General features: G+C 70.7%; 15 protein-coding genes. 10 read left to right on the top strand and 5 right to left on the bottom strand.

The genetic code is table 11. From position 1 onward, the window contains the following. The first annotated feature begins 99 nt into the window (after positions 1-99). Positions 100-1,302 (top strand): glycogen synthase, encoded by a 1,203-nt coding sequence (glgA, locus tag ABF401_RS10420; protein WP_353509489.1) that lies wholly within the window; start codon positions 100-102, stop codon positions 1,300-1,302. A gap of 375 nt (positions 1,303-1,677) precedes the next feature. Beyond that, entirely contained in the window at positions 1,678-2,289 is a 612-nt protein-coding gene (locus tag ABF401_RS10425) for a DUF4126 domain-containing protein (RefSeq protein ID WP_353509490.1), read from the top strand. Here the strand turns inward: ABF401_RS10425 and ABF401_RS10430 are convergent. Both ABF401_RS10430 and ABF401_RS10435 read right to left on the bottom strand, forming a co-directional pair. After that, the gene (locus ABF401_RS10430; RefSeq protein ID WP_353509491.1) at positions 2,282-3,013 is read right to left on the bottom strand and encodes a PIG-L deacetylase family protein; all 732 of its coding nucleotides are present in this window, start codon (positions 3,011-3,013) and stop codon (positions 2,282-2,284) included. The two genes, ABF401_RS10425 and ABF401_RS10430, sit on opposite strands and share 8 nt — an antisense overlap. Positions 3,014-3,020: 7 nt before the next feature. Continuing rightward, positions 3,021-3,785, bottom strand: coding sequence for an Rv1486c family protein (locus tag ABF401_RS10435; protein WP_353509492.1), 765 nt, complete (start codon positions 3,783-3,785; stop codon positions 3,021-3,023). 87 nt (positions 3,786-3,872) lie between these two features. Here ABF401_RS10435 and ABF401_RS10440 point away from each other — a divergent pair, with 87 nt between their 5' ends. From ABF401_RS10440 to ABF401_RS10465, 6 genes are all read left to right on the top strand, one after another. Beyond that, positions 3,873-4,658, top strand: a complete 786-nt coding sequence (locus ABF401_RS10440) for an ABC transporter ATP-binding protein (RefSeq protein ID WP_353509493.1) — start codon at positions 3,873-3,875, stop codon at positions 4,656-4,658. A 123-nt stretch (positions 4,659-4,781) separates the two neighbouring features. Next, a complete protein-coding gene (locus ABF401_RS10445; RefSeq protein WP_353509494.1) occupies positions 4,782-5,225 on the top strand; it encodes an NfeD family protein in 444 nt (147 codons plus the stop codon). Positions 5,226-5,336: 111 nt separating this feature from the next. Continuing rightward, positions 5,337-6,566 carry an SPFH domain-containing protein gene (locus tag ABF401_RS10450; protein ID WP_353509495.1) on the top strand — a complete coding sequence of 410 codons (1,230 nt, stop codon included), beginning with the start codon at positions 5,337-5,339 and terminating at the stop codon, positions 6,564-6,566. Between the two features lie 45 nt (positions 6,567-6,611). Further along, on the top strand, positions 6,612-7,376 hold the full coding sequence (locus ABF401_RS10455; RefSeq protein WP_353509496.1) for a sulfite exporter TauE/SafE family protein: 765 nt from the start codon (positions 6,612-6,614) through the stop codon (positions 7,374-7,376). Then, a complete protein-coding gene (locus tag ABF401_RS10460; RefSeq protein ID WP_353509497.1) occupies positions 7,376-8,089 on the top strand; it encodes a TSUP family transporter in 714 nt (237 codons plus the stop codon). Before ABF401_RS10455 ends, ABF401_RS10460 begins: the two co-directional genes overlap by 1 nt. Before the next feature lie 31 nt (positions 8,090-8,120). Continuing rightward, positions 8,121-8,939: a TrmH family RNA methyltransferase gene (locus tag ABF401_RS10465; RefSeq protein ID WP_353509498.1), complete on the top strand. Its 819-nt coding sequence runs from the start codon at positions 8,121-8,123 to the stop codon at positions 8,937-8,939. Positions 8,940-8,961: 22 nt separating this feature from the next. Here ABF401_RS10465 and ABF401_RS10470 read toward each other — a convergent pair whose 3' ends face one another. From ABF401_RS10470 to ABF401_RS10480, 3 genes are read right to left on the bottom strand one after another with little or no spacing between them, the layout of a single operon-like run. Then, positions 8,962-9,348, bottom strand: coding sequence for a DUF3037 domain-containing protein (locus ABF401_RS10470; protein ID WP_353509499.1), 387 nt, complete (start codon positions 9,346-9,348; stop codon positions 8,962-8,964). Then, the gene (locus tag ABF401_RS10475; RefSeq protein WP_353509500.1) at positions 9,345-10,112 is read right to left on the bottom strand and encodes a HipA family kinase; all 768 of its coding nucleotides are present in this window, start codon (positions 10,110-10,112) and stop codon (positions 9,345-9,347) included. Before ABF401_RS10475 ends, ABF401_RS10470 begins: the two co-directional genes overlap by 4 nt. A 39-nt stretch (positions 10,113-10,151) precedes the next feature. Then, positions 10,152-11,438 carry an MFS transporter gene (locus ABF401_RS10480; RefSeq protein ID WP_353509501.1) on the bottom strand — a complete coding sequence of 429 codons (1,287 nt, stop codon included), beginning with the start codon at positions 11,436-11,438 and terminating at the stop codon, positions 10,152-10,154. Positions 11,439-11,480: 42 nt separating this feature from the next. Here ABF401_RS10480 and ABF401_RS10485 point away from each other — a divergent pair, with 42 nt between their 5' ends. Further along, a complete protein-coding gene (locus ABF401_RS10485; protein ID WP_353509502.1) occupies positions 11,481-12,257 on the top strand; it encodes a histidine phosphatase family protein in 777 nt (258 codons plus the stop codon). 25 nt (positions 12,258-12,282) lie between these two features. Further along, a complete protein-coding gene (locus ABF401_RS10490) occupies positions 12,283-13,161 on the top strand; it encodes an NAD(P)H-hydrate dehydratase (protein ID WP_353509503.1) in 879 nt (292 codons plus the stop codon).

Consider the following 13,161-nt stretch of genomic DNA (forward strand, 5'->3'; position numbering starts at 1 on the left):
TCCGCACCAACCACGACATTCCGTATGCCGCTGGGCTGGCGCAGCACGGGAGGCCAGTTTCAGCCGGGTATCGGCCGCCGTGCGGGCTAGGCTCGAGCGGTGCGCGTCGACATCCTGAGCAAGGAGTACCCACCGGCGATCTACGGAGGAGCGGGCGTCCACGTTGCCGAGCTCGTGCGTGCCCTGCGCGTCCGTGGAGACCTTGACGTGCAGGTCCGGTGCTTCGGAGCCCCACGGGACGAGCCGGGCACCCAGGTCTACGGCGACCTCGCGGAACTCGCCGATGCGAACGCCGCGATCCAGACCCTCGGGGTCGACCTTGCCATGGCGGGTGACTGCGTCGGGGCCGACCTCGTCCACTCGCACACGTGGTACGCCAACCTCGCCGGCCACCTCGCCGCACTCCTTGGCGGAATGCCGCACGTCGTGACCGCCCACTCGCTCGAGCCCCTTCGCCCCTGGAAGGCTGAGCAGCTGGGAGGGGGGTACCGAGTCTCCTCGTGGGCGGAGCGCACCGCCTACGAGGCGGCAGCAGGTGTCGTCGCGGTGAGCGCCGGCATGCGGGAGGACATCCTCAAGTGCTACCCGTCCCTCGACCCCGACCGGGTCCACGTCGTGCACAACGGCATCGACTCGCAGCTCTGGCTGGCCGACCGTTCGCCCGACGCCCGCGCGATCGTCGAGCGGCACGGCGTCGACCCGGACCGCCCGTCGGTCGTGTTCGTCGGTCGCATCACCCGCCAGAAGGGCCTGCCCTACCTCCTGCGTGCGTGCGCTGAGCTTCCACCGGATGTGCAGCTCGTCCTCTGTGCGGGTGCGCCCGACACTCCGGAGATCATGGCGGAGGTCGAGGGCCTCATGGAGTCGCTCCGCACCCAGCGACAGGGAGTCGTCTGGATCGCCGAGATGCTGCCCCGGGCCGAGGTCAGCGCCCTCCTCTCGCACGGCACGGTCTTCGCCTGCCCGTCGGTCTACGAGCCCTTGGGCATCGTCAACCTCGAGGCCATGGCCTGCGAGCTCCCGGTGGTCGCGACCGCCACCGGAGGGATCCCGGAGGTCGTCGTCGACGGCGAGACGGGGTGGCTCGTGCCCATCGAGCAGGTCCAGGACGGCACCGGGACGCCGATCGACTCGGATCGCTTCGTCGCCGACCTCGCCGCCGCACTCATCGACGCGGTGTCCGACGTGGACCGGGCCCGCGCCTTCGGCGCAGCCGGTCGGCGTCGCGCGGTGGAGTCCTTCTCGTGGGCGTCGATCGGCGACCGCACCCTCGACGTGTACCGCGCGGTCCTCGGGGGCTGACACCGCCATCCCGTATGCCGCTGGGCCAGCTCCCAGCGCAGCGTCGCTTCCACGTGCGACTGGCGACGTCGAGCAGACCCACGCTGCCGTTCTGGCCCGAGAGGAACAGCCGCAGATCGCCTCGCTCAACCCGACGACGCTGACGCCGACCACCGGACGGTTTCGCCGGGTTCCGACGAGCTCCAGGTCGTGAGCCTCTCCATGGTCGTTCCCTCGCTTCAGCGCCCCCCTGTCCGAACTGACGCATTCCACCGTGGGTGCGCGGGTATCACGTCGGTATCGCGAGCACGCGACTGGCGCGGGATCCCGCTTCGGGCCACTCCCAAGCAGTACAAATGACCTGACGGGACGCCGGGCCCGAGACGGAGGTCGGCAGTGGTCGAGATGCTCACGGGCATGGGACTGTCCGCCGCTGCGGGGCTCAACGCCTACATCCCCTTCCTCGTCGTCGCCATCGCCGCGCGTTTCACCGACGTCATCACCCTGCCGGCCAGCCTGACGTGGATCGAGAGCGGCTGGGCGATCGGCATCGGCTCGGTGCTCCTGCTGGCCGAGATCGTCCTCGACAAGATCCCCGCAGTCGACACGATCAACGACGCCGTGCAGACCCTCATCCGGCCGAGCATGGGTGGGCTGATGGTCGCCGCGACCTCTGCCGCGGAGAAGGCCGACCAGTCGACCTGGATGGCGGACAACCCGTGGGTCGGGGTCGTCCTCGGCGTCGTCGTCTCCGGACTCGTCCACGCCGGCAAGCTCACCGTCCGGCCCGCCGTGGACGCCGGCACCCTGGGAATGGGCACTCCCGTCGTATCGACGGCAGAGGACTCCGCGTCGCTCGGACTGAGCGTCATCGCGATCCTCGTGCCCGTCCTCGTCATCGCGGCGCTCATCATGCTCGCGATCGTCCTCGTCGTGCTGGTCCGGACGGTGCTTCGGTGGCGGCGCCGACGTCGCCGAAGCAGCGGCCCCGACGTCCGGGTCAGCTGACGAGGCGGCCGGTCAGGGCGTGTTCGACGCCGAGGTGCTCCGCCGGTCCACCGAGGATCTGTTGGAGCAGGTCCCGCGGCTTCGGGTAGTCGGGTCCCAACGCCTCGAGGTAGCGGTCATGGGCCGACAACGACGCGACCGCAGCATCGAAGTGTCCGGAGACGTCGACCCAGTGGGTCGGCACGGGGTCCTGGACGATGAGCACCTGCCTCACCTGCCATGGGTCAAGCCCCTCGTCGACCAGGCCGGGGAAGATCCACCGGTTGCCGGCGTCCGCCCTCGCATCCAGGGTGGCCAAGCCCACCGCACGATGGTCGGCCTGGTTCAACCAGCCACCGGCGCCCGTCTCGGCATGGGTCAGCGTCACGACCAGGTCAGGCCGGCGAATCCGCATCTCGCGGGCGATCGCGCGGCGCAAAGGTACCCCGTACTCCACGACTCCGTCGCGGAAGTCGTCGAGGAACTCGACCACGGTCACGCCGACCTCCTCGGCGCCGTCCCGCTCCTCCTGCTCCCGGACCGGACCCGCCTCGTCAGGGGCCATCGTGTCGATGCCGGCCTCGCCCCTCGTCACGAGCAGGTAGGTCACCGTCTTTCCGGACCTCACCCACTTGTCGACGGCGGCAGCCGTGCCGTACTCGAGGTCGTCGGGGTGGGCAGCGACGCAGAGGATGCGCTCGATGCGCGACTCGTCCAGGGGTTGCAGCTGAGGTAGTTCGGCCATGGCCCCACTATGCACGGCGCCACCCCGCGAGGCTCATCACCGCGACGTTCGCGGCGTCGGCCAGGGCGTCGTCCGCGTCGGCAGCCAGCGACCGCACGAGCGACTCACGTCGAGCGGACGTGCCCAGATCCAGCCCGTCGGACCCGAGGCTGGTGAGCCGGCGAGCACGCTCCGCAAGCACCGCTGCCGTCGCCGCCACCGACATGACCCGCAAGGCCTTGGCCGGGGTGTCGTCCGGCAGGCCCCAGGGGCGAGTGTCGAGCGCGGTTTCGGCCTCTGCTCTGGCTGACGTCCCCCACGGCCTCCCGCCCACTCGCTCGAAGGCGTCGGTGTGCTCGCGAAGGCGGGTGACCAGAGTGCGCTCGACATCTCGCAGGTCGATCATCTCCAGCCGATGCCGTGGCACCGGCTGCGCGTCCAGGGCCGTCCAGTCGACCCGCCATCCGGTGTCGCCTGACGGCCCGAACTCCGTGAGCCGGGGGACGAGCAGGCCGCCGACCGATGGGACGAAGACACACTCACCCGCCTCGGTAGCAAGCGCTGCGGCTGGGAGCGAGCACTGCGGCATACGGCTCACGTCTCCCGGTCGGGGGAGCGCGACGAAGAGGGCGCGTTCCCCCAGGTCACGCCACACGTCGAGCCGACCCAGGTCGCCGGCGACATGGTCGACGTCGGGGAAGGAGCGGGCCAGGGCGGCGCGGAGAGAGACCTTGTCGTTCCACGCCGCGGTGACCCACAGCGCAAGCCGCACGGATCCTGGGAGCTCGGACATCAGGCGCCATCGTAGGCCGCGGGCCGCGGGCGGGTCGGCCGCCACGGCGCCTCCGGGGCCCGCGGGAGGTGGCATAGGGTCATGCCCATGAGCGATGTCCTCGCGTTGGCCGGCGTGACCGTCAGACGAGGCACCACGATGCTGGTCGAGGACGTGAACTGGGACGTCGAGGAGGGGGAGCGCTGGGTCATCCTCGGCCCCAACGGAGCCGGCAAGACGACGCTCCTGCAGATCGCCGCGGCCCGGCTGCACCCGACGAGCGGTGTTGCGGGAGTCCTCGGCGAGGTGCTCGGGGCGGTCGACGTCTTCGAGCTGCGGCCGCGGGTCGGGCTCGCGAGCTCGTCGATGGCCGAGCGGATTCCCGGCGATGAGCTCGTGGGAAACGTCGTCGTCACCGCCTCCTACGGCATCCTCGGCCGGTGGCGCGAGCAGTACGACGACCTCGACTACGTGCGCGCGATGGAGCTGCTCAAGGCGATGGGCGTCGACCACCTTGCGGACCGGCACTACCGCACGCTCAGCGAGGGGGAGCGCAAGCGGGTCCAGATCGCCCGGGCGCTCATGACCGATCCGGAGCTGATGCTGCTTGACGAGCCAGCGGCGGGGCTTGATCTCGGCGGCCGTGAGGACCTCGTCCGACGGCTGGGAGAGCTGGCCGCCGACACCGACGCGCCGGCTCTCGTCCTCGTGACGCACCATGTCGAGGAGATCCCGCCGTCGTTCACCGATGTCCTCCTGCTCCGCCGGGGCCGGGTCGTGGCGGCGGGGCCCATCCCGATCACCCTCACGGAGGAGAACCTGTCGCAGACCTTCGGGCTGCCCCTCGTCCTCGAGCAACACGGCGACCGGTGGTCGGCTCGCGCGCGGTCGTGACTGGACCGTTGCCTCACCCGAGTCCACAACGACGGAACTGAGGCAGAATCGAATACGTCACATGTGTGACGAACGAGACGTCGCCCCCGGGTGGTGGCGACACGGACGAAGGCTGGGTGCATCGTGTTCGAGGGTTACGTGTGGATCGTGTGGCTCGGAGTCTCGCTCCTGCTCGTCGCCGTCGAGGCCGCAAGCGGCGACTTCACGTTCCTGATGCTCGCCGGCGGAGCGCTCGGAGGGTCGGTGGCGGCCGCTCTCGGCGCACCCGTTGCCGTCCAGTCAGTGGTCGCCGCCGTGACCGCGATCGCACTGGTCTTCACCGTGCGGCCGTGGCTGAAGCGTCGGTTCACGGGGGTGCACGAGCCGATGGGAGCCGAGGCCAACCTCGGCAGATCGGCGTACGTGCTCGACCGCGTGACGACCGCCAACGGACGGGTCAAGCTCGCGGGAGAGACGTGGAGTGCCCGCACGACGGGCGACAGCATCGAGCCGGGCGAGGAAGTCGTCGTCGACAGGATCGAGGGCGCAACGGTCGTCGTCAGCCGCGCCCGGATCCTCGGGAGCTGACTGCCACCGGCACCTGTTTCGCCAACATCGTCTTCTGCGGGCGCCGCCCGCAGCCAAACCCGCGCGACCAGTAGGGACGCGCGCTCACCAGAACAAGACAGGGAGTAGGTCGTGGACCCCGTACTCATCATCCCGATCCTGATCGTCGTCGTGGCGCTGATCATCGTGCTGCGCACGGTGCGGATCGTGCCGCAGCAGACGGCGCAGATCGTCGAGCGCCTCGGCAGCTACAACAAGACGCTGACGGCGGGGATCCACTTCCTCGTGCCGTTCGTCGACAAGGTGCGCGCCAACATCGACCTGCGTGAGCAGGTCGTGACGTTCCCACCGCAGCCGGTCATCACGTCCGACAACCTCGTCGTCAGCATCGACACCGTCATCTACTACTCGGTGATCGACGCCAAGGCTGCCGTCTACGAGATCGCCAACTTCATCACCGGCATCGAGCAGCTCACGGTGACGACCCTCCGTAACGTCATCGGCTCGCTCGACCTCGAGCAGACCCTGACCAGCCGCGACCAGATCAACGGCCAGCTGCGTGGCGTCCTCGACGAGGCGACCGGCAAGTGGGGCATCCGCGTCAACCGGGTCGAGCTCAAGGCCATCGACCCACCGCACTCGGTGCAGGACTCGATGGAGCAGCAGATGCGTGCCGAGCGCAACCGGCGTGCGGCCATCCTCACGGCCGAGGGTGTCAAGCAGTCCGCGATCCTCGAAGCGGAGGGTGAGAAGCAGAGCCAGATCCTGCGCGCCGAGGGCTCCGCCCAGGCCCGGATCCTCGAGGCACAGGGCCAGGCTCGCGCCATCCAGCAGGTCTTCGGGGCGATCCACCGCGGCAAGCCGACCCAGAAGCTGCTCGCCTACCAGTACCTCCAGGTGCTTCCGCAGATCGCCAGGGGCGACTCCAACAAGATGTGGATCATCCCGTCGGAGCTGACCGACGCCCTCCGCGGCATCGGGGGTGCCCTCGGCGCCAACGAGGCCAGGTCCGAGCTGGCTGTTGACGAGTCGTTCGAGCAGAGCCCGCCCGAGGACGACGCGTTCGCGGAGCCGATCCTCGAGGACCCGGCGAAGGCCCTTGCCGAGGCGCGGGGCCAGGCCGCCCAGGCCAGCGCCGAGTCCACGGAGCACGCGGCGCCGGTCAGTCGCCAGCAGCCACCCATCCAGCCTCCTGCCGACCAGGTGCCTCCGGCTCCCTCCGCGCCCCCGCAGCAGGTGGCGCCGCCCATGACGAACCCCGGCTCGGTGGACGGTGATGGTGCGGGGCCGGCCGGTCCCGAAGCGCCACAGAACCCGGGGACGGACCTGCCCGAGGACGGAGACGGCTCGCCCGCTCGCTGAACGGACGACGCCACACCCGGCCACCCCCTGCTCTAGGGTGGCCGGGTGTCGTTCTGGTCAGCCGTCGCCATCGCGCTGGCCGGGACCGCCGCGGGCATGATCAACACGATCGTCGGCTCCGGCACGCTCATCACCTTCCCGACGTTGCTCTTCTTCGGGGTCAACCCCCTTGCCGCCAACGTGTCCAACACGGTGGGGCTCGTGGCGGGCGGCGCGAGTGGTGCCTGGGGCTATCGGCACGAGCTGACCGGGCAGGCACCGACGGTGCGCCGCCTCATCCCGCTGTCCTTCATCGGGTCCGTCATCGGCGCGGCGCTGCTGCTCATCCTCCCGCCCAGTGCCTTCAACGCGATCGTGCCGGCCCTCATCGGCATCGCCCTCGTCCTCGTCCTCGTGGGGCCGCGCATCCAGGCCTGGGCATCCAGGGACCGTCACGAGCAGCCGGCCTGGCATGCGCCGATCATGGGCGTGGGCGTGCTCGTCGCGGGGGTGTACGGCGGGTACTTCGGCGCGGCCCAAGGCGTGCTGCTCATGGGTCTGTTCAGTGCGCTCAGCTCAGAGCCCCTGCAGCGGCTCAACGGCTACAAGAACGTCCTCGCCCTCGTCGTCAACCTCGTCGCGGCCGTGCTCTTCGTCGTCTTCGCCCGGGAGCACATCGACTGGCTCGTCGTCGTGCTCATCGCGGCCGGCAGCGCCCTCGGTGGAGTTCTCGGTGCCAGGGTCGGGCGACGACTGCCCCCGAACGCCCTCCGGGCCGTCATCGTCGTCATCGGCATCGTCGCGGTGGTCAAGCTGATCTGGTTCCCGTGATGGGAGTGCACGTCGCACTCGGGCTCGCCGTTGCACTCGGTGCCTTCGTCCAAGGGTCCATCGGCTTCGGGATCGCAGTCGTCGCCGCACCGTTCATCATCGTCTGGGCGCCGGAGCTCATGCCGGTGGCGATGCTCGTCGCCAGCCTCGCCGTGCCGGTGGTCCAGCTCGTCCATGGGCCCCGCGAGATCGCCTGGCGGCCCCTGACGTGGGCCATCGTCGGTCGCGTCCTCTTCACGCCGGTGGGTGTGTGGGTCGTCGCGGCCTTCTCCGTCGACCTCATCGCGGCGCTGGTGGGCGTCCTGCTGCTTCTCACCGTCGCGGTGTCGTTGAGCCGCGTGAGCATCCACGCAAATGCCGGCAACGCCTTGGCCTCGGGGGCCGTGGCGGGGATCTCCGCCACCGCGGCCTCGATCGGCGGTCCGTTCTTTGCCCTCGTGCTCCAGCACGAGACGCCGGCGCGCATCCGTTCCACGCTGTCGTGGTTCTTCCTCATCGGCTCGTTGATCTCGCTGACCGGTCTCTCGGTCGGAGGGAGGGTTGACGGGGCGTCGCTGCGCGCGGGGCTGCTCTGGATCCCGTTCGCCGTCGCCGGCTACGCGGCGGCCGGGCCGGCTCGCCGACTGCTCTCCAGCGGCCGGCTCCGGATCGCCGTCCTCGCCTTCTGCACGGTGGCCGGAACGCTGGTCATCATCCGTGCCCTCGCCGCCTGAGGTGCACCTCCACCGCAACTACCCTTGGCCCGTGCCGATCGTCATCACCGACCACGCCGACCCGCGGCTCGAGGACTACGTCTCGCTCACCGACGTCGCCCTGCGGAGGCGGGCCGAGCCGGAGCGCGGCCTGTACATCGCCGAGAGCGAGAAGGTGATCCGGCGGGCCCTCGCGGCGGGTCACCGTCCCCGCTCCTTCCTCATGGCACAGCGCTGGCTCGCGGACCTGGCCGACGTCGTGGCGGATGTGGAGGCGCAGGGGATCCCGGTGTTCGTGGGACAGCACGACGTCATCGAGCGGCTCACCGGCTTCCACCTGCACCGGGGGGCGCTGGCGTCGATGCAGCGGCCCCGGCTGCCCGACGTGGCTGCGCTCGTCACCGGAGCGCGCCGGGTCATGGTCCTCGAGGACATCGTCGACCACACCAACGTCGGCGCGATCTTCCGCTCGGCTGCCGGCCTGGGCGTGGACGCCGTGCTCGTCACGCCGCGGTGTGCTGACCCCCTCTACCGACGCTCGATCCGGGTGTCGATGGGCACAGTCTTCCAGGTGCCGTGGACGCGCATCGACCCGTGGCCCCGGGGAGTCGACCTGCTCCGCGGGCTGGGCCTGACGGTGGCGGCGATGGCGCTGTCGGACGACTCGGTGACCTTGGACGAGTTCGCTGCGGACCCGCCCGGGCAAGTCGCCATGGTGCTCGGTACCGAGGGCGACGGGATCGGCGCGCGCACCGTGGCAGCCGCCGACCTGACGGTCCGCATCCCCATGGCCGGTGGGGTGGACTCACTCAACGTCGCAGCCGCCTCTGCGGTGGCGATGTGGGCTCTACGCGTGCGTGAGGACGCCTGAGGGCTGGGGGGATCGGCCTCGGTCAGGGCTGCGGCACCCGGACGAGGCGGTCGACGAGCCGATCGAGCTCCGCTGCCGGGTCATCGGTCAGTCCGCCGTGCACCGGCCCTGGCTGGATCACCGTGGACCGCGGGGCGATGATCCAGCCGAACCGCTGGCCCGGCTTGTCGAGCGTGGGCAGTCCTCGTCCGGTCTCGCCCCGGCACACCGCCTGGACGCGACGGAGCATGGAGCGGACCCCGTCGAGATCGCAGTGCGGAGCGAACGAGGCGATGCGGTCCCCGTCGAGCTCCCAGGCCGCTTCCAGGAACTCGGCGTCCTGGGAGTAGAGGACGACGCCGACGTTGAGGAACTCCTCGCGGTCGACGCGGGGCACGATCCGGAGCACGACGTACTGGTAGGCCTTCATGCAGCGGCCCTTCCCGGCACCCAGGCGGTGCTGTCCAGACGCGCCTCGAGCAGCGCCCGGTAGGCCGCTCGGACCGACCGGGCGTCGGGCAGGTCGGGGGTCGTCTCGAGCCATTCGTCGGGGACGTCGTCGAGTGCCGCATCGATCCGCTCGCGCGTGACCCGGGCCGCGAGCTCGCCGTGGCGGACGGCGACGTCGCCCGCGACGTCTCGCAGGACGTGCCGACTCGCGTCGAACGACTGGGCCGCGAATCGCTCGGGCGACGGCGGCCGGCTGGGCCAGGAGTGGTGGAAGTAGAGGGCGGCGCCGTGGTCGATGGTGTACGTCTGCCGATGCCACACGAGGAGGTTCGGGTTGGACCACGTGCGATCGACATTCGCGGTGAGGGCGTCCAGCCAGATGATGCGCTCGGCCAGGTCCGCGGACGGTGGCTGGGAGCCGTCGTAGCCGAGGGAGCCGGGCAGGAAGTCGACGCCGAGGTTGGTCCCCACAGATGCGGTGAGCAGGTCCTGGACCTCTTCGTCCGCCTCGTACTTCGCGATCCGCTCGTCCAGGGTGATCACCGCGAGGTCGGGCACGGGGACGTCGATGGCCCGCGCAAGACCGGCGACGATGATCTCGGCGACGAGCACCTTCAGGCCCTGGCCTGCGCCGCGGAACTTCATCACGTAGGTGCCGTCATCGCTGGCCTCGACGATCCCGGGGAGCGAACCGCCCTCCTTGAGCGGGGTGACATATCGAGTCGCCGTGACCTGGGGCAGCACGCCGTCAGCCTAGTGTGCCTGCAGGGATCCTCCGACCGTCTAGGTGCCGCTGCCCAGCGGGGCTCGCGCGTCGCTGGCGGACGCCCGGCGCCAGAGTCCGGGAAGAACCAGCGCCAGCACGCCCAGAACCGCCGCCACGACGAAGAACGGCCACGTCGTCGCGCCTCCCGGCGGCAGGGTCCAGGCAGCGAGGGTGGCCGCAGCGACCAGGCCGAAGTTGTACATCATGTCCTGGAGCGTGAACGTGCGGCCCAGGAGCGCGTCGGGGACATGGGCCTGCAGCAGGCTGTCGGTGCTGATCTTGACGGTCTGGGCCGCGAAGCTGACGACGAAGTTCGTCGCCGAGACCGTCCATGGGGTGAGCCAGGGCGCCAGCGCGACGGCAGCCAGCGCGGACAGGGCCAACAGCCGCGCCGAGTAGGCGATGGGGTGCCATCGTTGCGTCAGCCACGGCGCCACGACCGCTGCCAGGCCGAACCCGGCGGCGGCAGCAGCAGCGGCAAGGCCGAAGCCGAGTACGTCTCCGACCGCCTGCCCCGGCCGCGCGAACGGACCCCGGAAGAGCAGGAGGGTGTGCAGCAGGACATAGCCGAAGGGCAGGCGCGAGACGAAGACGAGCGCCAGCAGGAGCCGTGCCCGCCGGGGAAGGGTCCGTGCCGCCTCGGCGAGCCCGCGTCCGACTTCAGCGAGCACGTGTAGCGCGCGAGGACCGGCGCCCGGCTCATCGGGCCCGATGAAGGGCAGTCGCCGGGCCGCCCAGACGGCGGAGAGCACTCCAGCCGCCGCGGCGAGGACGACGAGGGCGTCCGGCCCGAGCGCCCGGACAACGCCGCCCAGCACGCCCCCGAGGAAGTAGGCGACCGACCCGGACGTCGGCGCCACGGCGTTGCCGCTGACGAGATGCTCGCGGGCGACGACATGAGGCAGCGCCGCTGAGAAGCCGGCGAGGATGAAGCGGTTCACGGAGAAGACGAGGAGGACGGCCAGGAAGAACCCGAGGTCGGTGACCTCCAGCACGATGAGCCCTGCGACCGTGAGCATGGCGGCGAGGCGGACCAGCTGGCTGACGACGATGACTCTCCGGCGCGGCCAGCGGTCCAGCAGCGTGCCGGCGAAGGGCCCCAGGATGCTGTAGGGCAGCAGGACGACGGCGAAGGCGAAGGCGATCAGTCTGGGGTCGGTGTTCTGCTCAGGGTTGAACAGGACGTGGCTCGCGAGGGCGACCTGGAAGACGCCGTCGCTGCCCTGCGACGTCACCCTGGCGAGGAACAGGCGCCGGAAGCCATGGAGCCGGAGCAGCATGACCAGCGCACGCACGAACGTCACGGCGCCAGCGTAGGGGCGCCACGGCACGGGTAGGACGTACTCATGAGCTCGTCCTCGTCGATCGCAGCCGGCCGCGGCACCGCACCCGCCGAGCTGGTTCTCGTCCGTCATGCCGAGAGCGTCGGGAACGTCGCGGCCGAAGCGGCGCGGCGCGAGGGACTGAGTCGTCTGGACCTGGACACTCGGGACCCGGACACCCCGCTGTCCGACCTCGGGCGAGAGCAGGCCGCCGCCCTGGCCCACCACCTCTCCGGTCTGGACGCCCGCAGTCGCCCTGACATCGTGCTCAGCTCACCGTATGCGCGGGCCGCCGACACGGCCGAGATCGCGTTGGCGGAGTTCAGCGACCTGGAGGTGCTGCGGGACGAGCGGCTGCGCGAACGGGACCTCGGCGCCTTCGACCGGCTGACCGGGAGCGGGATCAAGGAGGCATTCCCCGAGGAGGCCGAGCGACGGGGTGCCATCGGCAAGCTCTACTACCGGCCCCCGGGCGGCGAGAGCTGGACGGACGTGGCCCTGCGCATCCGGAGCGTGCTGTCCGACATTCGCTCCGACTACGCGGGCAAGCGCGTGTGGGTCTTCACACACCAGGCCGTCATCATGAGCTTCCGGCTCATCATCGAGGGCCTGGACGAGGCCAAGCTCCTCGAGATCGACCGGGAGATGCCGCTCGGCAACTGCTCCCTCACCACCTACCGCGACCGCGATGGGACTCTCGAGCTCGAGTCCTTCGGCGCCGCCGACCATCTGGAGGCTCGCGACGTGTCGAGGACACATGAGCAGCCGCATGCACCGGCGACGGGCGAGCGGGATGGCTGAGCGTTCGCCCGGGCAGCCGAGCCCCATGAGCGAGACCGTCGTCACCCCGAGCGTGCTGCGGGACTGGCCGCTCCCGGACCCGTACGGCGACAAGTACGACAAGGGCGGGATGCTCATCCTCGGTGGCGGCGCCCAGACGCCAGGTGCGGTGTTGCTCGCCGCCGAGGCCGGGCTGCGGATGGGAGCGGGAAAGGTCCAGGTGGCGACCGTTCTCAGCACCGCGCGCCTGGTCGCAACGGCGGTGCCCGAGTCCCTCGTCGTGGGACTGCCCGAGGAAGAGGGTGGGGACATTGCTCCCGAGGCCGCCGAGCAGGTCCTCGAGCTCGCCGGTTCCGCGGACGTCGTGCTCGCGGGGCCGGGGATCATGCGACCGGAGGTGGCCTTCGGGCTGCTCGAGCGCGTAGTGCCGCACCTCGACACCGTGCTGCTCATCGACGGTCTCGGCATGGCGTACCTGACGGAGAACCTGGACGGCGTGCAGCATCTTGCGGGTCGGGCGCTGCTGACGCCCAACGCCCGGGAGCTCGCACAGACGCTTGGTCGGGAGGGGGAGGCGCGAGACGGCGGCGAGATCCGGACCCGGGCTGCGGAGCTGGCGCGCAAGAGCATGGCAGTCGTCCTCGGCGGTGCAGCGACGTCGTTCGTGGCCCGGCCGGATGGGACCATGTGGCGGAACGAGGCCGGGGCGCCGGGGATGGCTGCCGCGGGGTCCGGGGACGCCAAGGCCGGGGCCATCGCCGGACTGCTCGCGCGTGGCGCCGCGCCGGAGCAAGCCGCCGTCTGGGGCGCGTTCATCCATGGCCGCGCCGGGGAGCGGCTCACCGCAGCCGTGGGCCGGGTCGGTTTCCTGGCCCGGGAGCTCGTCAGCGAGCTTCCAGCCGCGCTGGCCGAGATCGAGGTCTGA

The sequence above is a fragment of the Intrasporangium sp. genome (genome assembly GCF_040414665.1).
In the GTDB taxonomy this organism is placed as follows: domain Bacteria; phylum Actinomycetota; class Actinomycetes; order Actinomycetales; family Dermatophilaceae; genus Intrasporangium.